Here is a 23,314-nt window from a genome sequence, read left to right on the forward strand (position 1 = left end):
GGTCAGCACCTGAGCTGAGCCGCCCCGGGCCGCGTCGTCGCGATCCGGGGCGGCTCAGGCGTACGTCAGAACTGGCGGCCGTTGGACGGCCGGCCCCCGGCGTCCCGCGGCGCCGCCGCCTTCGGGTCGTCGGCGGTGCGGGCCAGCGAGGCGCGGTCCGCCCACTCCGACGAGCCCTGCAACTCCTCTTCGCGGCGCTTCTGCTCGGCGAGCTCCTGCTCCCGGGACCTGTCCTGTTTCGCCATGACGATCCTCGCGATCCGTCGGGGTCCGTGGTCACCCCGCGCCTTCCCGATCCCCGGCCGCTCAACCGTCCAGGTGCCGGGCGAAGCTCAGCCGCAGGTGGTTCTTGGGCCGGGACCCGACGATCGAGCCGACCACCTGCCCGTCCCGGAACGTCAGCAGTGTCGGCATCGACATCACCTGGTACGCCCGGGTCGTCTCGGGGTTCTCGTCCGAGTTGAGGGCGACGATGCGCAGCGCGTCGCCGAACTCCTCGGCCAGCTCGGCCAGGTGGGTGGAGACGGCGCGGCAGGGCGGGCACCACTCCGCCCAGAAGTCGACCACCACGGGCCGGTCGGCGGCCAGCACGGTGGTGGCGAAGGTGGCGTCGGTGACCGAGGTCAGTCGCGCCTGCGTGTCCTGAGGCATGTTTCCTCCCGATGGGCGATGGCGCGGGCGAGCTGATCGTGCAGCTGCCGGCGGACCGTGCCGAGCCGGTCGAGGTAGTCGTCCACCTCGGCCAGCTTGCGCCGCAGCACCGCCACCGAGTCGGGGCACACGTCACCGGAGCTGTTGCCGGCACGCAGGCAGGCCACGAACGGACGGATGTCGTCCAGCCCGAAGCCCACCGCCAGCAGCGCCCGGATCTCGTGCACGACGCGCAGCTCCGCCTCGTCGTAGACCCGGTAGCCGTTGGCCGAGCGCCCCGGCCGCACCAGCCCCTGGGACTCGTAGTAGCGCAGGGTCCGGGTGCTGGTCCCGGCTCGTTGCGCCAGCTCCCCGATCCGCATGCCGCCTCCCAGCTCACCTCGCCCAGCCGACGCTAAACCTTGCCACCGACGTCAACGCAACCCCGCGGTGACGCCCGTCGCCCCGGCCGTGCTCCGCGTACCGGGTCGGCGGCTGGACCGACGAACAGGATGCGGCACGCTGTGGAGCTGAGTCGTTTCTGATATCGCGATCCGTCCGGAACGTCAGGGCGCGCGGCCGAATTGCCCGATCTGGGCAGGCAGTCACCGTCGGTTCGAGTCGTTTCCGACGTCAGTTCCACAGGTCCCGGGTGAGGGCGCGGTGGGCGGGGGTATCCGCCGCGTGGAGGTGGGGAGCATGGCGGGGTACGAGGTGACGGTGCCGGTCGTGGACGGCGGGCTGGTCGGGGACGTGATCGTGCCGTCGGGGGCGGTCGGCGTGGTGCTGTTCGCGCACGGCAGCGGCAGCTCGCGGCACAGTCCGCGCAACGTGGCGGTGGCGCACCAGCTCAACGACCGGTCGCTGGCCACCGTGCTGGTGGACCTGCTGACCCCGGAGGAGGACGCGCGGGACGAGGTCACCGCCGAGCTGCGCTTCGACATCGGGCTGCTGGCCGAGCGGCTGGCGGCGATCGTCGACTGGGTGGCCGCCGACCCGGCGCTGGGGCGGCTGCCGGTCGGGCTCTTCGGGGCCAGCACCGGCGCGGCCGCCGCCCTGGTCGCCGCGGCGGCGCGGCCGGACCGGGTCGGTGCCGTGGTGTCCCGGGGCGGGCGTCCCGACCTGGCCGGCAGCTCGCTGGCCGCGGTGCGTGCCCCGACGCTGCTGCTGGTCGGCGGCCTCGACGAGCAGGTGATCGTGCTCAACGAGCAGGCCCGCGACCAACTCGGAGAGGTGGCGGAGCTGCGGATCGTGCCCGGCGCCACGCACCTCTTCGAGGAGCCCGGCACCCTCGACCAGGTGGCCGAGCAGGCCGGGGCCTGGTTCGGCAGTCACCTCCGGCAGCCGCACCCCGCCTGACCGGGGCGGCCGGCGGGGTCAGCCGGCCGGCTGGGAGACCCGGTGCTGTTGCACCGTGTCCAGGACGCGCCAGGTGACCGCGGCGATCGGCACCGAGACGAACGCACCGGCGATGCCGGCGACCAGCGTGCCCGCGGTGACCACGACCAGGATGACCGCCGGGTGGAGCTGTACCTGCCGCTTCATCACCAGCGGTTCCAGCAGGTTGCCCTCGATCTGCTGGACGGCGATCACGACGGCGAGGGTGAGCAGCGCGGTGGTGGGACCGTTCGCGGCGAGGGCGACCAGCACGGCGACCGCCCCGGCCACGGTGGCGCCGATGATCGGGACGAACCCGCCGACGAAGGTGATCAGCGCGAGCGGCAGGGCCAGCGGCACGCGCAGCACCACCAGTCCCAGCCCGATACCGAGCGCGTCGATCGCCGCGATGATCATCGTGCCCCGGCTGTACGCCCCGAGCGTCCGCCACCCGGCGCGGCCCGCCTCGGCGGTCAGTTCCCGGTGCGGCCCGGTCGCCCGGTGCAGCACCCAGCCCCACATCGTCCGGCCGTCCTTGAGCAGGAAGAAGAGCAGCACCAGGCCGAGCAGGATCGACCCGGCCACCTCGGCTGCGGTACGCGCACCGGCGACCGGGTCGGGGGCGCTGCCGCTCAACCCGTCCCGGACCTGCCGGACCAGCCGGTCGAGTTGCGCGTCGGTGACCGGCAGGCTGGAGGTGACGAAGTCCCGCCCGCGGGCCAGCCCCTGGTCGAGCTGCTGGCTCAGCTCGCCGAACTGGCTCGCGGTCAGGTTCCAGACCAGCGCGCCGACCCCGACCAGCACGCCGAGCAGCAGCAGGATGGTGAGCAGGGCGGCCAGCGCCGCCGGCACCCGCAGCCGGCGCAGCCGCAGCAGCACCGGGTCGAGCAGCGCGGCGAGGAAGAGGGTGCCGGCCAGCGCCACCGCCAGCGGCGCCAGCAGCACCGCGATCCGGCCCAGCAGCCAGAGCCCGGTGACCACCACGACCAGGCACGCGCTCCACGTCACGGCCGTCCGTACCGGCCAGGGCAGGCCGGCCCATGCCTGGCGCGGCCCCGCGGCCGGACCGGCCTCGCGGCGCACGGTGGCCTGCCGCCGGGCCGCCGGCCCGGCACTGTCCGCCACCCCGGTGCCGTCCGCCACCTCACCGTCCGCCACCTCGGCGCTGTCGGTCGCCCTGGCGCTGTCCGTGGCCTCGGACCCGCGCCCGCGCTCATCCTCCACGTCGGCCCCCTCCTCGAACCTGGCCGTCCGGTGGCCCGACGGGCGTGCCGACCCTCCTCGACCGTGCCGTTCCGTACCCGACGGGCGGGAATCCGACACGCGGCCGCCAACCGGGCGGGATGCGTTTGTGCCCACCCGGCCAGGGAAGGCAGGAAGGCACCGAGAGGAGATCCGACATGAGCGACTTCATGGACAAGGCCAAGGACTTCGCCGACCAGCACGACAAGCAGGTCGACAAGGGCCTCGACAAGGGCGGCGAGATGGCCGACAAGCGCACCGGCGGCAAGTACGACCAGCAGATCGACAAGGGCGTCGACATGGCGCAGCAGCGGACCGGACAGGGCGACACCGACCGCTGATCCCGCCCGCGCTCCCGGGTCGTCCCTGGCGGACGGCCCGGGAGCGCTGTGTCCGGGGTACGACCGCCCCTCTGGTCCTCATCGACCAACCTCGCTACTATCCGCAGTCGGAGCATGACTCATTGTCGAGGCGCGCGGAGTTGGCCGTCGGGTGTCCGCGCGAACGGAGGGGGAGCCGGTGAGCGAGGGGACCGAATGGCGGCTGCACGTCGACCCGACCCGGTGCATCGGGTCCGGGATCTGCGCGGGCATCGCCCCCGACCATTTCGTGCTGGTCGACGGGCTGTCCCGGCCGCTGGTGGAGCGGATCCTCGCCGCCGAGGCGGTGCTCGACGCGGCCGACTCCTGCCCCATGGAGGCGATCATCGTGTCCGATGTGACGAGCCTGCGACGGATCGCGCCCGAGGAGTGACCGCCCGCCGCCGCTGACCAGAGGCCACGGTTCCGGCGGCCAGGAGGCGGCCGGTTGCCCGGGAGACCAGGAGACGGACGGTTGCCCCCGGCGACAAGAGTCCGGGTAGCCGCCGTCCTCCGTTAACCCGCTGGTCAGGCCCTCGGCTGGGGAGTGCGGTTGCGTGGTGGTCGCAATGAGCGTTCCATCCGCCAGGAGGACCCCCGTGACCGTCCGTTCCCGCCGCAGGCTGCTCGCCCCGGTCGTCGCCGGCGCCATCGCCGCCGCCGGGCTGAGCCTCGCCAACCCGATCACCGCGGCCGATGCCGGCCCGGCCAAGGGCAAGGCGCGCAACGTCATCTTCATCAACGGCGAGGGCATGTCCGCCGCCCACCGCGAGGCGGCCCGCCTCTACCTGGCCGGCCTCGACGGCCAGCTCACCATGGACAAGCTGCCCTACTCCGGCCAGCTCACCACCAGCCCGCACGACCCGTCGACGCCGATCACCGACTCGGCCGCCGCGGCGACCGCCTGGGCCACCGGCGAGAAGACCTACAACGGCGCGATCAGCGTCGACGTGGACCGCAACCCGCTGCCCACCCTGGGTGCCCAGGCCAAGGCGGCCGGCAAGGCGACCGGCCTGGTCACCACCGCCCAGGTCACCGACGCCAGCCCGGCGGCCTTCTTCGCCAACACCGCCAACCGCTCCGCGCAGGACGAGATCGCCCGGCAGTACCTGGAGGTGACCCGGCCGGACGTGATCCTCGGCGGGGGCGAGGACTGGTGGCTGCCCGCCGACGTCCCGGGCGCGTACCCGGACCACCCGGCCGAGGACCCGGCCGAGGCCAGCAAGGGCACCAAGGGCAACCTGATCACCGAGGCGAAGGCCAAGGGATACCAGTACGTCTCCACGGCCGCTCAGCTCCGCGCCGCCAAGGGCGGCAAGCTGCTCGGGCTCTTCGGCAACGAGGAGCTGTTCCAGCAGCGCGCCGAGGGCGAGGGCGACAGCTACCACCCGCCGGCCAGCCTGGCCACCATGACCGAGAAGGCACTGTCCACCCTGTCGACGAACAAGAAGGGCTTCTTCCTCTTCGTCGAGGAGGAGGGCATCGACGAGTTCGCCCACGACAACAACGGCACCCGCATGCTCCAGGCCCTCGGCGAGTTGGAGAAGGCCGTGGCCGTGGCCCGCAACTACGCGGCCAGCCACCGGGACACCCTGGTCGTGGTGACCGGTGACCACGAGTGCGGCGGCCTGACCGTCGAGGACACCGGCAGTTCCGACGAGTCCGGCGACGACATCTCCGCCGAGGACGGGCCGTTCCCGATCAAGGGCAGCAGCCTCAGCTTCAACCTGGACTGGACCACCAGCGGGCACACCGGCGCCGACGTGCCGGTCACCGCGTACGGCCCGCTGGCCGAGCAGTTCACCGGCAAGCACCCCAACACCCACGTGCACGACGTGCTCGCGCAGATCCTGACCCGCTGAGCCCGACCCGGCGTACGCCGAAGGGCCGGCCTCCCGTGGGGGAGGCCGGCCCTCGCCGTCGCTGGGTCAGGAGCTGTAACCGCGGCCGGCGATCCAGTTGGCCAGCTGGGTCACGTCCATCCAGTACGTCGGCTCGTTCGGGCTGGCCGGGTCGGCGATCAGCACCGTGTTGCCGTCGTCCTTGTACTCCACCACGGTCAGGTAGTGGCCGGGGTAGCTGTGCTCGACACCGTCGATGTCCAGCGCGCCGCCCAGGATGTTGGCGACCACCGGCCGGTCGGCGTCCACGGCGGCCTTGATGTCCGCGCGCAGCCGCTCCACCTGCTCACGGGTGGCCACGTCGTCCCGGATCTCGGTGGTCTTGTACTTGCCACCGGTGTACTCGTTGAGCACCCGGGTGACGTCGATGGCCGAGTCGGTGCCGTTCTCGGTGGTGCCGAGCTTGGCGGCCAGCTCGTCCTGGCTGATCTCCTTGCCCTCGGCGGACAGGGCGATCCGGGTCGAGGCCGGGCCGCAGTAGTAGAAGTTCGGCTGGGCCTGGTACTCGTAGCCGGCGCTGCGCTCGCCCTTGCTCTTGACCACACTGGCGGGAGCGGCGTGCGCGGCCACGGCCGGGCCCGCGACCACACCACCGGAGGCGGCGAGGCAGGCGACGGAGAGCAGGCACTTCCGGACAATTGCGATCACGGTCGAGGCTCCATTCGGGGGTTGCCGTCCGCACGGGATCTCCGCCGGACGGAGCACCGGGAGTGGCGCTCGGCGGTCGTTCGGGAAGTGCAACGGCTCCCGGCTGCCCCTGATTCCGCAGGTGGCGGCGCTCACCGCCGAACCGGACAGACGGCACCGGCCGACCCGATTCCGGGTAGGCGTGGCCGGGCCGTTCTGGGTGGTTCGTCACCGGGTTGCGGCATGTGGGGCCTTCCCTGAGCCGGGACAGCACAACATGCGGTATCCCGAGTCGATCAAGGCCACCCCGAGCGGAGGGCCGGGCTGGGGCGGATCGGCCGGAGGGCCGGGCTGGGGCGGATCGGCCCGCCGGTCGGCGCGGGATCGACAGCGCGGGATCGACAGCGCGGGACCGAAAGCGCGGGACCGAAAGCGCCGGACCGAAAGCGCCGGACCGCAAGCGCCGGACCGAAAGCGTCCGGATCGAAAGCGCCGCTCGAAAGCGCGGGGACCGAAAGCGCGGGACCGCGCGGGACCGGTCGGTGCGGGACGGCCCGACGCGGGCGACACCCGCTGGCGGGTCAGGCCGGTCAGTCGGCGGGGAGGCTGCCGATCAGGCGGGTCACGGCGATCTCGATGACCACCCGCTGCGGGTTGGGGCGCGGCTGGCGGTAGCGCTCGGCGTACCGGCGCTCGGCCTCGGCCACCGACTCCGGGTCGCGGCGCAGCACGGCCCGTCCCTCGACGGTCAGCCACCAGCGGCCGTCCACCTGGCAGGCCGCGACCGGGGTGCCCGCCGGCCCGGCCGCCGCGACGTGCCGTGCCTTCGCCGAGGTGCCGGAGGTGATGACCCGGGCCAGCGCGGCGTCCGGGTCGAAGGTGAGGCCCACCGGGACCACGTGCGGGGTGCCGTCGCGGCGCAGCGTGGTCAGCGTGGCGAGGTGCCGGTCCCGGAAGAATGCCGCGACCCGCGCGTCGTGCGGCTCCAGCCGGTGGTCGCCCGCCATGTCCCGTCCCCCGTCGCCGGCGGCCGAGCGGGCCGCGCCGATGTCCGTCGAGCCGGGCCGGTCGGCGGCCCGGGGCAGATCATGACACGAGGCGGCGTGGGGGATCGGGCGGTGTGCGGAACCCCGGCCGGTCCGGCCCGCCGCGCTGCGCCGCCGGGTCGCGCCCGCCGCGTTGCGCCGCCGGGTCGCGCCCGCCGCGTTGCGCCGCCGGGTCGCGCCCGCCGCGTTGCGCCGCCGGGTCGCGCCCGCCGCGCTGCGCCGCCTAATCCCGCACGCCGCGCTGCGCCGCTTAATCCCGCACGCCGCGCTGCGCCGCCTAATCCCGCACGCCGCGTTGCGCGGTCCGGTCTGGCAGTCCGCGTTGCGCGGCGGAGCCCGGCAGGCCGCGTTGCGCGGTCTGGCCCGGCAGTGCTCCTTGCGCGGCCCGGTGCCGGGCGGCCAGCCGCCCCAGATAGACCAGGGCGCCGGCCAGCACGCCCATGTCGTCCAGGTAGATCGGGTCGGGGAGCAGGTCGACCGGCAGGATCGTGTAGATCAGCGCGCCGTAGAAGGCGACCTTGCCGCCGGCGCCCAGGGCACCGAGCAATCGGCGGGTGCGGACCACCCGGACGGCGAGCAGCACCGCGCCGACCAGCGTCGCCAGGGCGACCAGGCCGGCGAGCACCACCAGGAGCCACATCTCGCGGGACACGGGGTCACGCTAGCCGAGCCCGGCCAGTGGTGCTCGACGATCAGTACGCGGCGACCGCCGCACGACCCCGGGCGGCCGGCGCCGGGTCGCGTACGGGCAGCTCCCGGGTGGCCTCCGGGCCGGTCAGGTCGGCGAGGGAGAGCGCGGACCGCGGCTCGACTGCCGGGCGGGTCGCCGCGTACGCCTCCTCGCGCAGGCTGCGTGCGGCGGCCGCGGCCAGCTCGGCGTCCCGCCAGGCAGCCTGCTCCCGCTCCCGGGCGGTCTGCTGGCGGGCGCGCAGGTTGTCCCGGACCAGCCGGCGCAGCAGCAGTTCCTGCTCCACCGGGTGCCGGCGCGGGTCCCAGCCACGGTGGCCGAGGATGTCGCTCAGCTGCTCGACGGTGATCTCCTTGCGCCACTGCGCGTCCAGCGCCGCCCGGTGCAGCCAGCGCTCCCGGTCGGCGTACTCGGCCGGGGTCTGTGCCGTCCGCGGCAGCGGCAGCGCGGCAGCGGCGGCCAGCCGGTGGACGTCCTCCTCCGCCGCCTCGTACGCGCGCCAGGCCTCGTCCACCTCCTCCTGGGCGGCCAGCCACTCGGCGCGCCGCCGCTCGGCCGTCGCGGCCGCCCGGGCCGCCGCGACCTCGACCTCCTGGGCGTACCGGGCCCGCTCACGGGCCTCCTCGGCCAGTTCCAGGCTGCTCGGCATGGCCGCCTCGCTGATCCGTCCGGCGAACACCGGACGGAGCCGGCCGGGCCGGATGATCAGGGCGGCGATCGCGATCGCCGGCACGGCGATCAGGGCCAGCCAGATCAGGGCGGCCCGGGGGACGTCGGGCAGGACGGTGGAGAAGACGGTCTGCATCACCAGCACCTCAGGGTGGGACATTCGGGAGTCGCGGTCGGGGGCCCGGTCGACGGGCGGGGGTTCGTGCCACGGATCGCCGTGTGGCCGTGCCGCCGGATCGGCCCGCCGGGCCACGGCGGCCGGTCGGTTCCGCCGGGCCGTGGCGGCCGGTCGGGATCCTGCGGGCCACGGCGGCCGATCGGGTTCCGGCGGGCCGTGCGGCCGGTCGGGTTCCGGTGGCCACGGCGGCCGGTCGGGTTCCGGCCGGGCCGCGGTGGATCAGGCGGCGCGGGCGGGCACGGCGGCCGGCGGGGTCAGGCGTGCGGCGGGCCGCGGCGGGCGACGGTGCTCCGGCCCGGGTCGGTGGGCGGCACGGCCGGGCCGGCCTGCGCCCGCGGCGAGGCGACCTCCGACGTGGAGTGGCGGGCCGGAACGCGGACCGCCGGCCCGGTCGGGGTCGCGCGCAGGTCCCGGGCGGCGGCGTTCGCCCCGGGGACGAGGGCACCGGTGACCGGCGTCGCGGTGCCGGGACCGGCGGAATCCACGGCGGCGGCATACCGCACGGTGCGGAGGTCGGGCGCGGCCGGGGCGAGCCGGAGGTCGGCGATCGAGCGGCTCGTCGCGGCCGGACGGACCGGATCGGCGCCGGCCGGCGCGGCGGCCAGACCGTTGAGCCCGACGGCGAGCACCAGTGCGGTGGCCGCCATCCGGGTGAGCCGGCGGAGGCTGCGCAGCGTCGTCGCCCAGAGGGGCGGAGTGAACGCTACGGCCAGCACACGCTCAACCTATCGGTCGGTTCCGCCTCCTGCATCCCGACGATCTTCGCCACGGACGTGACCCGCCCCACGCTGCGCTGTGGACGGAACGAAACGACCCGGTACGACGACGGCGCGGCGCCCCTCCGGGTGGAGGGACGCCGCGCCGCGGGTCGGCTGCGATCAGTCGGTGCCGAGCACCGGCGGGGCGGCCGACCGGCCGTCGCCCCAGACCATCTCGTCCTCGGTCAGCCAGGTGAACCGCTCGTCCGACTCGTCGTCGTGCTGGCCCTGCCGGCCCAGCACGCCGTTGCGGCCGGCCAGCGCGGGACGCCCGCCGGTGCCCTTCGCGCCGTTGCCGCGGCCCTCGGCGTCGACCACCACGCTCCGGCCGCCGGCGAGTCGTCCGGAGCCGGTGGCCGCCCGGTTCTCCAGGCCGCCGGGGCGGCCCGCGGTCGGCGTGCTGGTCGAGCCGGCCAGCGCCCCGGTGCCCACGACGCCGCCGGAGAGCCCGAAGGGCGAGTTCCCGCCGCCGGTGGGGACGGTCGTGGACGCGCCGGCGATGGTGCTGCTGGGGAGGCCGGTCGTCGGGCCGGTGGTGGTCAGCGGGGCGGCGCCGGCCAGCGAGGTGCCGGTCGGGTCGACGGTGCCGACCGAGCCGATGGTGCCCGGGCCGCCCACGCCGCCGATCCCGGTGCCGTTCCCCGGCCCGCCACCGCCCGGCGTGCCGCTGCCCGGGGCGGTGTGGTGCACCCCGGAGGTGGTCGCGGTGGCGCCGGCTCCCGGGCCGAACGTGCCGGAGGTCGGCCCGCTGTGCGGCGTGCCGACCGACGGGCCGTCCTTCAGCGACGAGCCGGGCGGGTCGGAGTGCCCCGGCAGCCGCTTGTCGGGCTCGTCGGGCACGACGATCCGGCCGTACGCGGAGAAGTCGTACCCCTCGGCCAGGTCGGCGACGACCTTGACCATCCGCTGGTGCGCCTTCTCCTGCTCGGCCTGGTCCTGCTCGTGGCCGACGACGCCGCCGATCACCGCGCCGGTCAGGCCACCCACCAGGAAACCCTTGGTCGCCCCGGAGAGCATCTTGTCGTTGTCGTCGGTCTCCTCCGGGCTCTCCGCCTTGGTTTGGGCGGTGCGCAGCTCGGTGGCCATCATGTCGAGCCCCTGCCGGACGCCGGTCATGCCCTCGGCCAGGTTGCCCGAGTAGGTGGCGACCAGGCTCAGCCGCTGCTGGAACTCGTGCGACGCGGCGCCGGTCCAGGTCTTGCCGAGCGCCTCGAGGTCGTGGCGCAGGTCGCGGCCGAGCCCTTCCAGGGTGTCCTTCAGGGAACTCCACTGGGCGCTGAGCGCGTCGATCTGCGTCGGGTCGCCGGCGTTGACCGCCTGGTAGAGCTCCTTGTGGCTGACGTGCTCGTAGCGCTGGGTGTACTCAGACACGCGGATCCTCTCCCTTCGCCGGCTTCATCGCCTCGGACAACCCGGCGAGGGCGGCGACGATGTCGGCCGCGGCGGCGGCGTTGCGCGCCTCGGCGGTCCGGTAATTGGTCATGATCGTCTTGGTCGCCTGCTTGGCCGCCACGATCGCCCGGTGCAGCCGCTCGGCGTGGTTGACGAAACTCTGGTACGTCTCGGAGTAGCGGCGAGCGTTGTCGGTCGCGTCGGTGAACGTGCCCAACGCCGGGGGCCGGCACTGCATAGCGGTGTTGAGCTTGCGCAACACCGCCTCAGCCTCGCTCAGCCGCCGCTCAAGCCGCTGGTGGAAATCCTCCAAGGACAGTACGTCAACTGTGGTGCGCCCGCTCATGGCTGCATCCCCGTAGTCATCGTCGAGAATCGTTGGCCACGCTCAGGTTAGTCGACCCGGGCCAGCCGAGGCGACCCGTGTCCGCCGCCGCTCCACATCGGACCGGCCGGCGGTCAGCCCCCCTGGGCCGGCGGGTCGGTGCCCGCCGCCGAATCGGCCGGCCCGTCCGGGCCGGCCGACGCCGCGCCCGGGTCGAAGTACGCCATCGCGTCCCGCCGTTGCAGGGCGGGCCCGGTGGGCACCAGGGCCAGCAGCGAGGCGGGCACCGCCAGCGGCGCGACGTCGCCGTAGCCGAGCGCGACCCGGGCATCGCCCGGACCGGCGCCGAGCGGGTAGCGCACGCCCTGGGCGGTGATCAGGTAGACGGTGGCGCCGGCCGCCGCCTTCCCGGTCTCCCCGGCCGCGGCCTGGGCCAGCACGCCCTTGCCGCCGGGCAGCAGCACGCTCTCGGCGGTCCGTACCGCGTCCCGGGAGCCCTGTCGCGCGGCGACCCCGGTGGTCGCGGTCAACTCGGGCGGGGGCTGGTCGAAGACCTCCAGCGTGGTGGTCGGCGGCTGGCCCGCCCCGCTCGCCCGGTATGTGACACAGAGCACACTGTGCCCGGCCCGCACCTCGTGCAGGGCGGGCAGCCGCTGCGGCAGGCCGTCCGGCTCCAGCCGCTGGTCGGTGAGGAGCCGGCCGGCCTGGTCCGGCGTGATGTCGGTGACCTGACCGCCGTCGCCGAGCAGCAGCAGCGCCGTCACCTCCCGGATCGCCGCGAGCCCCTGCCGGGTCAGCACGTAGTACTGGTCGGCGGCCCGGAAGACCTGGCCCACCTTGGCCGGGCGGTCGGCCACCGCCAGGCCGCTCGCGCTGCCGTACCCCTCGATGTTCGGCTTGCGCAGCGCGGGCCCGACCGGCACCGCGTTGAGCAACTGCTGGCCCACGCCGAGGGCCGGCGCCCCGGCCATCTTCAACGCGACCAGCGCCTGCTCGTCGCCGACCACCCGCAGCCGCGCGCCGCCGGTGAGCAGGTACCGCGCCTCGTCGGTGCGGACCAGCACCGCCTCGTCCGTGAGCGGGGCGCCGCCGGCCAGCGGCCGGTCGATGACCAGTCGGGTGGTGGACCGCCGGGGGTCGACCGGGTCCGGCACGTCACACACCGACCAGGGCAGACCGACCAGCGACTTGCGGTCCGGCAGGTCGTCCGGAGCACCCACGATGCCGACCGTGCGACCGCGCGGCTGGTCCTTGATCGAGGCCCGCGACATGGTCCGCACCGGCGGATCGGCCTTGTCGAGGATGAGCCGGGCCGAGACGTAGTTGAGCGTCGGGTGCAGCTTCCCGTCGGTGAACACGTACGTGGCGCCGGTCTCCCGCTCGATCACCAGCGTGTCCGCCGCCAGCGGGGCCGCGTTGCCGGTGAGCTGCCCGTACGCCCCGGCGCCGCCGAGCACCACGGCGGCGGCGAGCACGCTGCCGAAGACCGCCATGCCGAGCCGCCGCATCGGCAGGTCGCTGGTCTCCGGGTCGCCGGAGAGCAGCGCGGAGACGATGCGGCGGGTGACGAAGCGGTACGCCTGCACCTGATCGCGGCGGGTCCGCATGACTAACCTCCGGCCGGGGGTGGGTCCGCGGCGATCAGGTCCGAACTCCGCCGCGGGCTTCCCTACGATAAGGGGCCGCCGGGGGTTCACCGGGACCCCGCCCGCCCTCCCGGCCCGCAATGATCCGGCGGATGCCCAGGATGTCCAGAAGGGACGCTACCGATGACGCAGGTCCAGGCGCCACCCGGTCGTACGGCCACCGCCCCCGCCGCCCCGGACGACCGTCCGGTCGCGCCCAGCGACCAGCGCCGACGGGGCCGCCTCGGCCCGGTCGTCGTCGGCCAGCTGGTGGTGCTGGAGTGCGCCGCGCTCGCGGTCTGGTTCGCCACCGCCGGCCCCACCTGGGTGCTGCCGGCGGTGGGCGTACCGGCCCTGCTGGCGGTCGTCGCCGCCTTCGCCCGGCGCGGCGGCCGCTGGTGGTACGAGGACCTGGCGCTGCGCCGCCGGCTGCGCCGCCGCCGGGAGCGGGCCCGGGGCGCGGTGCCGGCCGGCGATCCGCGGCTGGCCGCGCTCGCCCCGGAGCTGAACGTGGTCGAGCTGACCGAGCGCGGCACCCGGCTCGGCATCGGGCAGGACGAGCGGGGCTGGTTCGCCGCGGTCGCGCTGACCGGGCGGCCCGGCGCGCCGGCCGGCTCGGTCGAGGCCGCGGTGGTGGACCGGGCCCTCGCCGTGCTCGCCGACTTCGCCGGCCCGGTCACCCAGACCCAGGTCGTCTCGCACACCCTGGTCTGGTACCCGGCGCCCGGTGCGCCGCCGGCCGCGCACCGGACGGTCTGGGTGGCGCTGCGCCTCTCCGTCGCCGACGCCCGCGCCGAGGCGGTGAGCCGGGGCGGTGGCCTGCGCGGCGTGCACCGCACCGTGTCCGCCGGCATGGGCCGGCTGGGCAAGGCGCTCACCGCGGCCGGCCTCGGCCACCGGGTGCTCAGCCGGGACGAGCTGCACGCCGCGGTGGTCTCCGGGGCCGGGCTGGACCTGGCGCCGGAGTCGCCGGTGGAGAGCTGGACCAGCCTGCGCGGCGGCGGTTGGACCCAGCACTGCCTGGCCCTGCGGGTACGCCCCAACGGCGCACTGGGCCCGCTGGTGGACGCGGTGACCGCCACCTCCGCGCCGTCGCACACGGTCGCGGCGCTGGTGCTGCCCGGCGGCCGCCGGGTGCCCCCGCTGCTGCGGGTCGCCGCCATGGACGGGCACGCCGAGGCGCTGGTGAAGGTCGTCCGGGACGTGGCGAAGCGGTGCGGCGTGCCGGCCCGCCCGCTGGACGGGCAGCACGGCCCGGGCGTCTACGCCACCGCGCCGGTGGCCACCGCGATGGGCACCGTCACGGTCGAAGGTTGACGATCCAGCCGTAGAGGCCGCAGACCCAGACCGCCAACGGCACCACCGCGATGATCAGCAGGATCTCGACGATGTCCAGGGTGCGACCCCAGACCGGCGAGATCCGCTTGCCGGCCACGGTCAACCCGTAGATCAGGCTGATCACCGCGGCGAGCAGCAGCCCGCCCAGGATCAGCCCGAGCCGGACCGGCAGCGAGCCGGTGCCGAAGGTGGCCGCGGCGGCCAGCCCCAGACCGCCGGTGCCGGCGAGCAGCACCGGCGTGCGCTGGGCGCGGCCGAGGAACGGGCGGGCCCGCAGCAGCGACAGCAGGGCCAGGACCAGGCAGAGCAGCACGGACGGCAGCCGGCCGTTGTCGGCCAGCACCAGCTCGCCGCCGAGGACCAGCAGCGACACCGTCCACAGCAGACCGGTGAGGAAGGCGTCGGCGCGCTCGCTGTTGCGCAGCACCTGCGGACCGTCCACCGCCTCGGTGTCGGTCTTCAGGTCGTCCGGGCCGGTCGGGATCGACGGGACCGGCAGCCGGGCCAGCCGGTAGGCGATCATCGGCAGCGCGGGCAGGGCGGCGAACGCGACGGTCGCGACCACCGCCGCGGCGGCCGCCGCGCCGATGCCGAAGGCCAGGCTGAGCGCCGCGCCGACCGCGACGGCCACGCCGACCGCGACCGCGCCGAGGAACAGCGGCAGCCGGTCGCCGACGGCCAGCGCGGCGACCGCGCCGAAGAGCACCGCCGCGGTCGCGGCCATCAGCACGTGCGGGCTGGCCAGCTCGGTGAGCTTCCGGTCGCCGGCGAGCACCAGCAGGCCGCCGATCGCCGCGTACCCCAACCCCACCATGGCCAGCACGGCCCCGGTGCGGCTGTCGCCGGCCGCCCGGGACAGCACCGCGGCGGTCACCAGCAGGGTCACCGCGACGACCAGCGCGGCCAGCGCGCCGGGCAGCTGCGGCGGGCCGGTGAGGAGCGCCGCCACCGCCCCGGCGGCGAGCGCCGCGCCGGCGAAGAACACGGCGAACGACCGGGTGGTGCCGACCTGCCACGTCCCGGGCCGCTGGTTGGTCGCGGTGGCCACCGCGTCCACCACGTCGTCGAAGACGATCTCGGGGGCGGCCGTGGCCCGCGGGTTGAAGTAGAGCACCTCGCCGTCGCGGACCCCCAGCTGCGCGGCGGTGCGGCCGCCGTCCAGCGGCGGACCGCCGAGCCGGGACAGGCTCCACCCGCCATGCCGTACGCCCTCGTCGGCCAGGTCCTCGCCCGCGTACCGGAGCAGGGTGGGCAGCAGGTCGGCCAGCGGAACGTCGGACGGCAGTGCCAGATCCATCCTGGTCCGCGGCGCCACGATGGTGATCCGGCTGAGCCCGCCGGTCGCCGTCTTCGTCGCCACTGTTGGCCTCCTCGTGCTCGCCTACGATCCACCTCGGCCGGTGACGTCGCCCCCCACGGGTCCACGACGCCTCCGGGAGATTACCTACGATGGCGGTCGCACAGGTTGCCCACCCGACGTCTCGGGCCGTCGGCAGACCACGATCAGGGCAGCTTCTGGGGAGGAGAGCCGTGAGTACGGTGGTGTTCCGCCGGCTTCCGCGTCAACCGGGGCCCGCGTTGCCGCGGGGCGAGGTGTTGCTGGAGTCCCCGCCCGAGCTGCCCGAGCCGCAGTCCAAGGGCATGGGTCAGGTGCTGATGATCCTGCCGATGCTCTGCGGCGTCGGCGCGATGGCCTTCCTCTACGCCGGTCGCGGCGGCGGCATGATGACGTACGTGGCCGGTGGCCTGTTCGGCGTGTCGATGCTCGGCATGGCGATCGGCACCCTCGGCAACGGCGGCAACGACAAGGCCGAGCTGAACGCCCAGCGGCGCGACTACATGCGCTACCTGGCGCAGATGCGCAAGCGCACCCGGCGGGCCGCCGAGCAGCAGCGGGCCGCGATGACCTGGCGGCACCCGGAGCCGGACGCGCTCTGGTCGATCGCCGCCTCCCGCCGGCTCTGGGAGCGGCGGATCACCGAGGACGACTTCGGCGAGGTCCGGATCGCGCTCGGCCCGCAGCGGCTGGCCGTGGAGATCGTGCCGCCGGAGACCAAGCCGGTCGAGGACCTGGAGCCGATGAGCGCCATCGCGCTGCGCCGGTTCGTCCGGGCCCACACCAGCGTGCCGGAGCTGCCCACCGCGCTGTCCCTGCGGGCGTTCAGCCGGGTGGCCCTGCGCGGCGACCGGGCCGCGGTGCTCGACCTGGCCCGGGCGGCCGTGGGCCAGCTGGTCACCTTCCACGCCCCGGACGACCTGATCGTGGCGGTGGTGGCCGCGCCGGACCGGCAGCCGGCCTGGGACTGGGTGAAGTGGCTGCCGCACGCCCAGCACCCGGGGCGGACCGACGCGGCGGGGGCACGCCGGATGGTCTTCGCCAGCCTCGCCGAGGCGGAGGTGGCGCTCAGCAACGAACTCGGTGGCCGGCCCCGGTTCGCGCCGGAGGCCAAGCCGCTCACCACCGCGCCGCACGTGGTGGTGCTGCTCGACGGCGGCGAGGTCTCGCCGACCTGCGCGCTGATGGGCGCCGGCCTGCTCGGCGCCACGGTCATCGACCTCTCCGGCACGGTCCCGCGGGACGCCGGCCGGTGGCTGCTCTGCCTGGACGTCGGCGACGGCACCGGGCTGGACCTGGTGCGCGGCACCACGACCTCCCGGCTGGGCCGGCCGGACCGGCTGAGCGCGGCCGCGGCCGAAGGGCTGGCCCGGCAGATCGCCCCCTTCCGCCTCTCCCAGCAGCAGGGCGCCACCGCGGAGGAGCCGCTGGCCCGCAGCATGGAGCTGCCGGACCTGCTCGGGGTCGGCGACGCGGCCACCGTGGACACCCAGCAGACCTGGCGGCCGCGCGGGCACCGGGACCGGCTGCGGATCCCGCTCGGGGTCGGGCCGGACGGCAACGTGGTGGAGCTGGACTTCAAGGAGTCCGCGCACGAGGGCATGGGTCCGCACGGCCTGGTCATCGGCGCGACCGGTTCCGGCAAGAGTGAGCTGCTGCGTACGGTGGTGGGTGCGCTCGCCGTGACGCACTCCTCGGAGGAGCTCAACTTCGTCCTGGTCGACTTCAAGGGCGGCGCCACCTTCGCCTCGCTGGACGCGTTGCCGCACACCAGCGCGGTGATCACCAACCTCTCCGACGAGCTGCCGCTGGTCGACCGGATGCGGGACGCCCTGGCCGGCGAGATGAACCGCCGCCAGGAGGTGCTGCGGGCGGCCGGCAACTACGTCTCCCGGTACGACTACGAGAAGGCCCGGGCGGCCGGTGAGCCGCTGGAGCCGATGCCCAGCCTGCTGATCATCTGTGACGAGTTCAGCGAGCTGCTGGCCGCCAAGCCGGACTTCATCGACCTCTTCGTGATGATCGGCCGGCTCGGCCGCTCGCTCGGCGTGCACCTGCTGCTGGCCAGCCAGCGGCTGGAGGAGGGGAAGCTGCGCGGGCTGGACACCCACCTGTCGTACCGGATCGGTCTGCGGACCTTCTCGGCGGTGGAGAGCCGGATCGTGCTCGGCGTGCCGGACGCGTACGAGCTGCCGAACGCGCCGGGTCACGGCTACCTGAAGACCGACACCAGCACGATGCTGCGGTTCCGCGCCGCCTACGTCTCCGGCCCGTACCGGGCGCCGGGGCAGGTGCAGCGGTCGGTCCGGGCGCAGGTGCAGCGCCGGATCGTCCCGTACGGCATCGACTACGTGCCGGCGCCGGCCCTGCCCACCCCGACGGAGATCGTGCCGGAGCCGGAGCAGAGCGGCGACGGCAAGGCCGTGGCGACGCTCGACGTGCTGATCGACCGGCTCAAGGGGCGGGGCCGCCCCGCGCACCAGGTCTGGCTGCCGCCGCTGGCCGAGCCGCCGGGCCTGGCCGAGCTGCTGCCGCCGCTGAGCGTGCACCCGACGTTCGGGCTGACCACCGCCGACTGGCCGGGCCGCGGCCGGCTCAGCGTGCCGGTGGGCATCGTGGACCGGCCGTACGAGCAGCGGCGCGACCCGATGATGGTGGACCTGGCCGGCGCGGGCGGCAACGTGGTCATCGTCGGCGCCTCGCTGAGCGGCAAGAGCACCATGCTGCGCTCGATGCTGGCCTCGCTGGCGCTCACCCACACCCCGCGCGAGGTGCAGTTCTTCTGCCTCGACTTCGGCGGTGGCGCGCTGCGCAGCCTGGAGGGGTTGCCGCACACCTCCGGGGTGGCCGGGCGGCGGGACACCGAGGCGGTCCGCCGGACCGTGGCCGAGGTGGTCGCGATCATCGACGAGCGGGAGCTGCGCTTCACCCAGCACGGCATCGACTCGGTGGCCAGCTACCGGCGGCGCCGCGCCGCCGGTGAGTTCGCCGACGACCCGTTCGGCGACATCTTTTTGGTCGTCGACGGCTGGAACACGCTGCGCCAGGAGTACGAGGAGCTGGAACAGACCATCACCAACCTGGCCAACCGGGGCCTCGGTTTCGGCGTACACGTGGTGGTCACCGCTGTGCGGTGGGCGGAGATCCGGATCAACATGCGCGACCTGCTCGGCACCAAGCTGGAACTGCGGCTCGGCGACCCGGCCGAGTCGGAGATCGACCGGCGGGCGGCGCAGAACGTGCCGGGCGGTACGCCCGGCCGCGGTCTGACCCGGGACAAGCTGCACTTCCTCACCGCGATCTCGCGGATCGACGGCAAGCGCGAGGTCGAGGACCTGACCGAGGCGTCGGTGGCGCTGGCCGGGCACGTGGCGGCGAACTGGCCGGGCCGCCCCGCGCCGAAGGTGCGGCTGCTGCCCCGCAAGCTGGGGGTCGGCGAGCTGGCGAAGGTGATCGACCGGTCGGCGCCGGGCATCCCGATCGGCGTCAACGAGTCGGCGCTCGCCCCGGTCTACCTGGATCTGGCCGGTGAGCCGCACCTGACCGTGTTCGGTGACGCCGAGTGCGGCAAGACCAACCTGCTGCGGCTGATCGCCCGGGGCATCGCCGAGCGGTACACCCCGGCCCAGGCCCGGTTGGTGATCGCCGACTACCGGCGCGGCCTGCTCGGCGCGGTGGAGGGCGATCACCTGCTGGACTACGCGCCGTCGAACCAGGTGTTCAGCCAGGGCCTCGGCTCGATCCGCAACGCTCTGCAGAACCGGCTGCCCGGCCCGGACGTGACCACCGCGCAGCTGCGCGACCGGAGTTGGTGGAAAGGACCCGACCTCTACATCCTGGTCGACGACTACGACCTGGTCGCCTCCGGCGGCAACAACCCGCTCAGCGCGCTGCACGAGCTGCTGCCGCAGGCCCGCGACATCGGCCTGCACCTGATCATCACGCGTCGGGTGGGCGGCCTGGCGCGCGCCCTCTACGAGCCGGTGCTGCAACGCCTGCGCGAGCTGGACTCGCCGGGTCTGCTGATGTCCGGCAGCCGGGAGGAGGGGGCCGTCTTCGGCAATCTGCGGCCGAGCCCGCAGCCGCCGGGCCGGGGCACCCTGGTGCGCCGCCGGGACGGCCAGCAGTTGATTCAGACGGCGTGGACGGAGCCGGCCTGAGCGGACCGTCGGCGGCCGGGGCCCTGACCTGGCCAACGACCGTCCAACTCGTACGGTCCGGGGCGGATTGCGTTGTGGATCCTGCCGTGTCGGAAGACGACGATGGGAAGGCAGGGCTGCGCGGGTTGGACGTCGTCCGCTACGGTTCGGTTGAAGTGTCCGTCGGTGGGGTGTGTACGCCTTGCCGCGGGGGAGGGCGCGGCGGATCCGCCGCCACAGAGATGACGGAAGGGTGTGAAGCATGGCGTTCGAGGTCAGTGCAGCGACTCTGCACACCGCCGCGAGTGACGTGCGGTCCACGCGCAGCGACGTCGACGGTGAGCTGAAGAAGCTGTGGAACGTGGTCGACGACCTGGCGATGGCCTGGAAGGGCCAAGCCTCCACGGGTTTCCAGAACCTGATGCAGCGCTGGAACGAGGACACGACCAAGCTGCTCCAGGCCATGGACAACATCGCGGACCTGCTCGACAAGTCGGGCACGACGCACCAGGTCAACGACGAAGAACAGCAGCAGATGCTGGACAAGTTCCACTCTGCTCTCAACCCGTGATCCGCGAAGACAGGCAGAGGAGGAACTCATGAGCATCAAGGTTGACTACGCCGTCCTCGAGAGCAGCAACCAGCAGATGCAGGCCATCTCGCGGACCATCGACGAGAAGCTGGACACGCTGCGCTCGATGCTGACCAAGCTCGAGTGGGAGGGCCAGGACCGGGTTGCCTACCAGCAGCACCAGGCCCAGTGGGACGCCGCCGTGCGGGACATCAACAAGGTCCTGAACGAGATCGGTGGCGCGGTCGGTATCGCCCGCGAGAACTACATGACCACCGAGATGAGCAACTCGAAGGTCTGGGGCTGACCCGGACCGGTCCACCGCGGCCCCGCACCCGGCTCTGCCGGGGCGGGGCCGCGGTGCGTTTCCGCCCCGCGGGATGACCGTGTCGCTCCCGCCGACCGCCGCAGCGCGCCCTGACGCCCCACCGCGCCACCGCGCGCCCTGACGGGTCCGTGGCGCGGCTCGGACGGCGCACCGGGTCCTCGCGCCACAGCGCGCGCTGCCGGGCCGCGTACCGCGCTCTGGGCCGGTCCGGGCGGCGGGCCTGGACCCGGCCGGGGGGTCAGCTGTCCAGTTGCGCCGGCCGGCGTCCCGGTCGCCAGCCGCGTCGGCGGCCGAGGGCCAGCACCGGGCGTAGCGTCAGCAGCGTGCCGGCCAGCAGCGCGCCCACCACGGCCACCCAGATCGCCACGGTGCGCTGCCAGGCCAGCGGGTCGGCCTGCGGCGCGGGGGCCGGCATCGCGCCGAGCGGCGGGTCCTGCCGGGTGCCGAGCAGGCTGGTCACCGCCCGGTACGGGTCGACCGTGCCGTAGCCGACCGAGGCGTTGTGCCCGTCGGGCGGGTTGTCGGCGGTGCGGGTCAGCCGGTAGGCCACCTCGTCGGGCGTGAGGTTGCGGTGCGCGGCGCGGATCAGCGCGGCCACCCCGGAGACGTACGCGGCGGCGAAGCTGGTGCCGCCCTGCGGCTCGGCGAGGTATCCGGAGCCCTGCGGAGCCGGACCGACGATGTTCAGGCCGGGTGCGGCGATGTCGACGTAGTCGCCGCTGACCGAGCTGCCGACGTGCTGGCCCTGCTCGTCGACGCCGGCCACGGCGATCACCCCGGGGTACGCGGCCGGGTAGGCGGGCCGGTCCTCCTGGTTCTCCTGCCGGTTGCCGGCGGCGGCCACCAGGACCACCCCCTTGCCGAGGGCGTAGTCGACGGCCGACTTGAGGGCCGGGTCGTCCAGCGTCACGAGCGACAGGTTGATGACGTCGGCGTCATGGTTGGCGGCCCAGCGGATGGCGCGCCCGATCTCGCCCGGCACCGCCGGGTCGAAGTTCTCCCGGTTCTCGGCGAGCACCCGGATCGGCAGGATCCGCGCCTCCGGCGCGATCCCGCTGTACGGCACGCCGGTGCCCTCCCGGCCGGCGATGATGCCGGCGATCAGGGTGCCGTGGCCGACCAGGTCGCACTGCCCGCGCAGCTTCACCAGGCCGTTGAAGTCCTCGCCGGGCAGGACCCGGCCGCGCAGCAGCGGGTGGCTGGCCGAGACGCCGGAGTCGATCACGGCGACGGTCACCCCGCCGCCCTTGGTCACCCGCCAGGCCGAGGCGGGGGCGAGCCGGTCCAGTGCCCAGGTCTGCGCGGTCGGCGCGGGGTTGCCGGCCGGGCCGCAGCGGGGGGCCGCGGCGGCGGGGGCGGGGGCCACCAGGACCGTGCCGAGCAGCGCCGCGACCGTTCCACAGAGGACAGGTCGGATCCGGTGCCCGATCCGGGCGCTCACCGTCGTTTCGTCCGGCCGCAGGCTGTCGCGCACGCGGTGAGACTACCGCCGCCGGCCCGGTCGTGCGGTGACGGGAGCGGGGTGCGGCGCCGGCCGCCGACGCGGGTCACTTCCCGGTGGACTCGTCGTCGGGTCCGGCGCTGAAGAGGGCGAGCAGGGCGCCGACCTGCTGGTCGGCCTCGGCCGGGTGCCGGAAGTGGCCGCTCGGGTTGATCGTGTACTCGTTGCGCCGGCCCACCCGGGTGCGGCGCAGGTAGCCGCCGGCCTCCAGGTCGGTGACGATCGCCTGGGCGGCCCGTTCGGTCACCCCCACCTCGTCGGCGACGTCGCGGAGCCGGGCGGTGGGGTTGCGCGCGATGGCCAGCAGGACGTGCCCGTGGTTGGTGAGGAAGGTCCAGTTCCGGGCGCTCCCGGGCGCGCCAGGTGTGGTCGACATGGTGGTCATGGTAGGGCCCGGCAGCGCCGATCCGGGCCGTCGGGCGAGCGGGGCGGGCGGCGTGGACGCGTCGCGGCGGCCGGTCAAGTACCTCCGGACGTATGAAGTCTGTATCACGTATACCTTGACGGGCGTTCGGCTGCGTGTGACTGTGGTCGGCGAGGCCGCCTCCGCCGCCGGCCGGGCTGACCAGGTCTTTTGCGCCGAGGACGAGGTGAGTGTATTGACGCCGACCACTCCTGAGCGAGCGCTCGCCGAGCTGCAGGCCGGGAACAACCGGTTCGTCACCGGCGCCCCCCGGCACCCGAACCAGGACGCCGACCATCGGGCCCTCGTCGCCGACGGGCAGCACCCGTTCGCGGTGATCGTCGGCTGCTCCGACTCCCGGCTCGCCGCCGAGATCATCTTCGATCGCGGGCTCGGCGACCTCTTCGTGGTCCGGACCGCCGGCCACACCACCGGTCCCGAGGTCCTCGGCAGCGTCGAGTACGCGGTCACCGTGCTGGGCACGCCGCTGGTGGTGGTGCTCGGCCACGACTCCTGCGGCGCGGTGCAGGCCGCCCGGGAGGCCACGGCCACCGGCGCCACCCCGCCCGGTCACCTCGGCGCCGTGGTGGACGCGGTGGTGCCGAGCCTGCGCCGGGCGCTGCGGGAGGGCGTGACGGACATCGACGGGATCGTCGACATCCACATCGCGCAGACCGTGGAGGCCCTGGTCGCCAACTCGGCGGTGCTCGCCGAGCGGGTGGCCGCCGGGCGCTGCGCGGTGGTCGGCATGTCGTACCGGCTCGGCGCGGGCGAGGTGCGCACCGTGGCGGAGGTGCCGGCGGGTGCTCCCGGCCCGGCCGTGCCCGCGCCGGCCGGCGCCGCGGATCCGGCGCCCACCGCCGTCGCCGGCTGACGCCCTC

Annotated in this window: 24 protein-coding genes; 9 read left to right on the top strand and 15 right to left on the bottom strand. The window is 74.6% G+C overall.

The annotated features are described in order from the left end of the window. Positions 1 to 65: 65 nt before the first annotated feature. From AB0I11_RS02755 to AB0I11_RS02765, 3 genes are all read right to left on the bottom strand, one after another. A complete protein-coding gene (locus AB0I11_RS02755) occupies positions 66 to 245 on the bottom strand; it encodes a hypothetical protein (protein WP_357309566.1) in 180 nt (59 codons plus the stop codon). Between the two features lie 61 nt (positions 246 to 306). Continuing rightward, positions 307 to 651, bottom strand: a complete 345-nt coding sequence (gene trxA / locus AB0I11_RS02760) for a thioredoxin (protein WP_357309569.1) — start codon at positions 649 to 651, stop codon at positions 307 to 309. Continuing rightward, positions 624 to 1,013 (bottom strand): MerR family transcriptional regulator, encoded by a 390-nt coding sequence (locus AB0I11_RS02765; RefSeq protein ID WP_357309572.1) that lies wholly within the window; start codon positions 1,011 to 1,013, stop codon positions 624 to 626. The genes trxA and AB0I11_RS02765 overlap by 28 nt, the downstream gene beginning before the upstream one ends. Positions 1,014 to 1,329: 316 nt before the next feature. Here AB0I11_RS02765 and AB0I11_RS02770 point away from each other — a divergent pair, with 316 nt between their 5' ends. Further along, complete coding sequence (locus tag AB0I11_RS02770) at positions 1,330 to 1,989, top strand: dienelactone hydrolase family protein (protein WP_357309575.1); 660 nt, start codon at positions 1,330 to 1,332, stop codon at positions 1,987 to 1,989. 18 nt (positions 1,990 to 2,007) lie between these two features. Here the strand turns inward: AB0I11_RS02770 and AB0I11_RS02775 are convergent, their stop codons facing one another. Next, positions 2,008 to 3,231, bottom strand: a complete 1,224-nt coding sequence (locus AB0I11_RS02775; RefSeq protein WP_357309578.1) for an AI-2E family transporter — start codon at positions 3,229 to 3,231, stop codon at positions 2,008 to 2,010. A gap of 176 nt (positions 3,232 to 3,407) precedes the next feature. Here AB0I11_RS02775 and AB0I11_RS02780 point away from each other — a divergent pair, with 176 nt between their 5' ends. From AB0I11_RS02780 to AB0I11_RS02790, 3 genes are all read left to right on the top strand, one after another. Beyond that, positions 3,408 to 3,590, top strand: a complete 183-nt coding sequence (locus tag AB0I11_RS02780) for an antitoxin (RefSeq protein ID WP_357309581.1) — start codon at positions 3,408 to 3,410, stop codon at positions 3,588 to 3,590. Between the two features lie 178 nt (positions 3,591 to 3,768). Continuing rightward, on the top strand, positions 3,769 to 4,002 hold the full coding sequence (locus AB0I11_RS02785) for a ferredoxin (RefSeq protein ID WP_357309585.1): 234 nt from the start codon (positions 3,769 to 3,771) through the stop codon (positions 4,000 to 4,002). A 205-nt stretch (positions 4,003 to 4,207) separates the two neighbouring features. Next, positions 4,208 to 5,470, top strand: a complete 1,263-nt coding sequence (locus AB0I11_RS02790) for an alkaline phosphatase (protein ID WP_357309589.1) — start codon at positions 4,208 to 4,210, stop codon at positions 5,468 to 5,470. A gap of 66 nt (positions 5,471 to 5,536) precedes the next feature. On the opposite strand, the gene AB0I11_RS02795 is transcribed toward AB0I11_RS02790, so the two are convergent. From AB0I11_RS02795 to eccB, 8 genes are all read right to left on the bottom strand, one after another. Next, positions 5,537 to 6,157 (bottom strand): C39 family peptidase, encoded by a 621-nt coding sequence (locus AB0I11_RS02795; RefSeq protein WP_357309593.1) that lies wholly within the window; start codon positions 6,155 to 6,157, stop codon positions 5,537 to 5,539. Positions 6,158 to 6,726: 569 nt separating this feature from the next. After that, entirely contained in the window at positions 6,727 to 7,143 is a 417-nt protein-coding gene (locus tag AB0I11_RS02800; RefSeq protein WP_357309596.1) for a TIGR03618 family F420-dependent PPOX class oxidoreductase, read from the bottom strand. Between the two features lie 316 nt (positions 7,144 to 7,459). Beyond that, positions 7,460 to 7,834, bottom strand: a complete 375-nt coding sequence (locus AB0I11_RS02805; RefSeq protein WP_357309600.1) for a YkvA family protein — start codon at positions 7,832 to 7,834, stop codon at positions 7,460 to 7,462. 40 nt (positions 7,835 to 7,874) lie between these two features. After that, a complete protein-coding gene (locus tag AB0I11_RS02810) occupies positions 7,875 to 8,699 on the bottom strand; it encodes a hypothetical protein (RefSeq protein WP_357309603.1) in 825 nt (274 codons plus the stop codon). A 272-nt stretch (positions 8,700 to 8,971) separates the two neighbouring features. Next, entirely contained in the window at positions 8,972 to 9,433 is a 462-nt protein-coding gene (locus tag AB0I11_RS02815; protein ID WP_357309607.1) for a hypothetical protein, read from the bottom strand. A 162-nt stretch (positions 9,434 to 9,595) separates the two neighbouring features. Then, entirely contained in the window at positions 9,596 to 10,846 is a 1,251-nt protein-coding gene (locus AB0I11_RS02820) for a WXG100 family type VII secretion target (RefSeq protein ID WP_357309610.1), read from the bottom strand. Further along, on the bottom strand, positions 10,839 to 11,213 hold the full coding sequence (locus tag AB0I11_RS02825; protein ID WP_357309613.1) for a hypothetical protein: 375 nt from the start codon (positions 11,211 to 11,213) through the stop codon (positions 10,839 to 10,841). The genes AB0I11_RS02820 and AB0I11_RS02825 overlap by 8 nt, the downstream gene beginning before the upstream one ends. Positions 11,214 to 11,326: 113 nt before the next feature. After that, positions 11,327 to 12,799: a type VII secretion protein EccB gene (eccB, locus tag AB0I11_RS02830; RefSeq protein ID WP_357309618.1), complete on the bottom strand. Its 1,473-nt coding sequence runs from the start codon at positions 12,797 to 12,799 to the stop codon at positions 11,327 to 11,329. Positions 12,800 to 12,961: 162 nt separating this feature from the next. Between eccB and AB0I11_RS02835 the strand changes: the two genes are divergently transcribed. Further along, positions 12,962 to 14,134 carry a type VII secretion protein EccE gene (locus AB0I11_RS02835; RefSeq protein ID WP_357309621.1) on the top strand — a complete coding sequence of 391 codons (1,173 nt, stop codon included), beginning with the start codon at positions 12,962 to 12,964 and terminating at the stop codon, positions 14,132 to 14,134. Here the strand turns inward: AB0I11_RS02835 and eccD are convergent. Beyond that, positions 14,118 to 15,515 carry a type VII secretion integral membrane protein EccD gene (gene eccD / locus AB0I11_RS02840; protein ID WP_357309624.1) on the bottom strand — a complete coding sequence of 466 codons (1,398 nt, stop codon included), beginning with the start codon at positions 15,513 to 15,515 and terminating at the stop codon, positions 14,118 to 14,120. The genes AB0I11_RS02835 and eccD overlap by 17 nt on opposite strands. A gap of 170 nt (positions 15,516 to 15,685) precedes the next feature. Between eccD and eccCa the strand changes: the two genes are divergently transcribed. From eccCa to AB0I11_RS02855, 3 genes are all read left to right on the top strand, one after another. After that, positions 15,686 to 19,651, top strand: coding sequence for a type VII secretion protein EccCa (gene eccCa / locus AB0I11_RS02845; protein WP_357309628.1), 3,966 nt, complete (start codon positions 15,686 to 15,688; stop codon positions 19,649 to 19,651). Between the two features lie 241 nt (positions 19,652 to 19,892). Next, a complete protein-coding gene (locus tag AB0I11_RS02850; RefSeq protein ID WP_357309631.1) occupies positions 19,893 to 20,201 on the top strand; it encodes a WXG100 family type VII secretion target in 309 nt (102 codons plus the stop codon). 28 nt (positions 20,202 to 20,229) lie between these two features. Continuing rightward, the gene (locus AB0I11_RS02855) at positions 20,230 to 20,508 is read left to right on the top strand and encodes a WXG100 family type VII secretion target (RefSeq protein ID WP_357309634.1); all 279 of its coding nucleotides are present in this window, start codon (positions 20,230 to 20,232) and stop codon (positions 20,506 to 20,508) included. A 259-nt stretch (positions 20,509 to 20,767) separates the two neighbouring features. Here AB0I11_RS02855 and mycP read toward each other — a convergent pair whose 3' ends face one another. Together mycP and AB0I11_RS02865 are read right to left on the bottom strand one after the other, a co-directional pair. After that, positions 20,768 to 22,003: a type VII secretion-associated serine protease mycosin gene (mycP, locus tag AB0I11_RS02860; RefSeq protein ID WP_357309638.1), complete on the bottom strand. Its 1,236-nt coding sequence runs from the start codon at positions 22,001 to 22,003 to the stop codon at positions 20,768 to 20,770. A 73-nt stretch (positions 22,004 to 22,076) separates the two neighbouring features. After that, positions 22,077 to 22,415: a MarR family winged helix-turn-helix transcriptional regulator gene (locus tag AB0I11_RS02865; RefSeq protein WP_357309641.1), complete on the bottom strand. Its 339-nt coding sequence runs from the start codon at positions 22,413 to 22,415 to the stop codon at positions 22,077 to 22,079. A gap of 214 nt (positions 22,416 to 22,629) precedes the next feature. Between AB0I11_RS02865 and AB0I11_RS02870 the strand changes: the two genes are divergently transcribed. Next, positions 22,630 to 23,307 carry a carbonic anhydrase gene (locus AB0I11_RS02870; RefSeq protein ID WP_357310327.1) on the top strand — a complete coding sequence of 226 codons (678 nt, stop codon included), beginning with the start codon at positions 22,630 to 22,632 and terminating at the stop codon, positions 23,305 to 23,307. The last annotated feature ends 7 nt before the right edge of the window (positions 23,308 to 23,314 follow it).

This window comes from Micromonospora sp. NPDC050495 (assembly GCF_040655175.1).
In the GTDB taxonomy this organism is placed as follows: domain Bacteria; phylum Actinomycetota; class Actinomycetes; order Mycobacteriales; family Micromonosporaceae; genus Micromonospora.

Coding starts and splice junctions, on each gene's coding strand:
- AB0I11_RS02810 (WP_357309603.1), bottom strand. CDS start 8,699: ATGTCCCACCCTGAGGTGCTGGTGATGCAGACCGTCTTCTCCACCGTC.
- AB0I11_RS02850 (WP_357309631.1), top strand. CDS start 19,893: ATGGCGTTCGAGGTCAGTGCAGCGACTCTGCACACCGCCGCGAGTGAC.
- AB0I11_RS02765 (WP_357309572.1), bottom strand. CDS start 1,013: ATGCGGATCGGGGAGCTGGCGCAACGAGCCGGGACCAGCACCCGGACC.
- trxA (WP_357309569.1), bottom strand. CDS start 651: ATGCCTCAGGACACGCAGGCGCGACTGACCTCGGTCACCGACGCCACC.
- AB0I11_RS02825 (WP_357309613.1), bottom strand. CDS start 11,213: ATGAGCGGGCGCACCACAGTTGACGTACTGTCCTTGGAGGATTTCCAC.
- AB0I11_RS02800 (WP_357309596.1), bottom strand. CDS start 7,143: ATGGCGGGCGACCACCGGCTGGAGCCGCACGACGCGCGGGTCGCGGCA.
- AB0I11_RS02835 (WP_357309621.1), top strand. CDS start 12,962: ATGACGCAGGTCCAGGCGCCACCCGGTCGTACGGCCACCGCCCCCGCC.
- eccB (WP_357309618.1), bottom strand. CDS start 12,799: ATGCGGACCCGCCGCGATCAGGTGCAGGCGTACCGCTTCGTCACCCGC.
- AB0I11_RS02780 (WP_357309581.1), top strand. CDS start 3,408: ATGAGCGACTTCATGGACAAGGCCAAGGACTTCGCCGACCAGCACGAC.
- AB0I11_RS02755 (WP_357309566.1), bottom strand. CDS start 245: ATGGCGAAACAGGACAGGTCCCGGGAGCAGGAGCTCGCCGAGCAGAAG.
- AB0I11_RS02855 (WP_357309634.1), top strand. CDS start 20,230: ATGAGCATCAAGGTTGACTACGCCGTCCTCGAGAGCAGCAACCAGCAG.
- AB0I11_RS02865 (WP_357309641.1), bottom strand. CDS start 22,415: ATGACCACCATGTCGACCACACCTGGCGCGCCCGGGAGCGCCCGGAAC.
- AB0I11_RS02770 (WP_357309575.1), top strand. CDS start 1,330: ATGGCGGGGTACGAGGTGACGGTGCCGGTCGTGGACGGCGGGCTGGTC.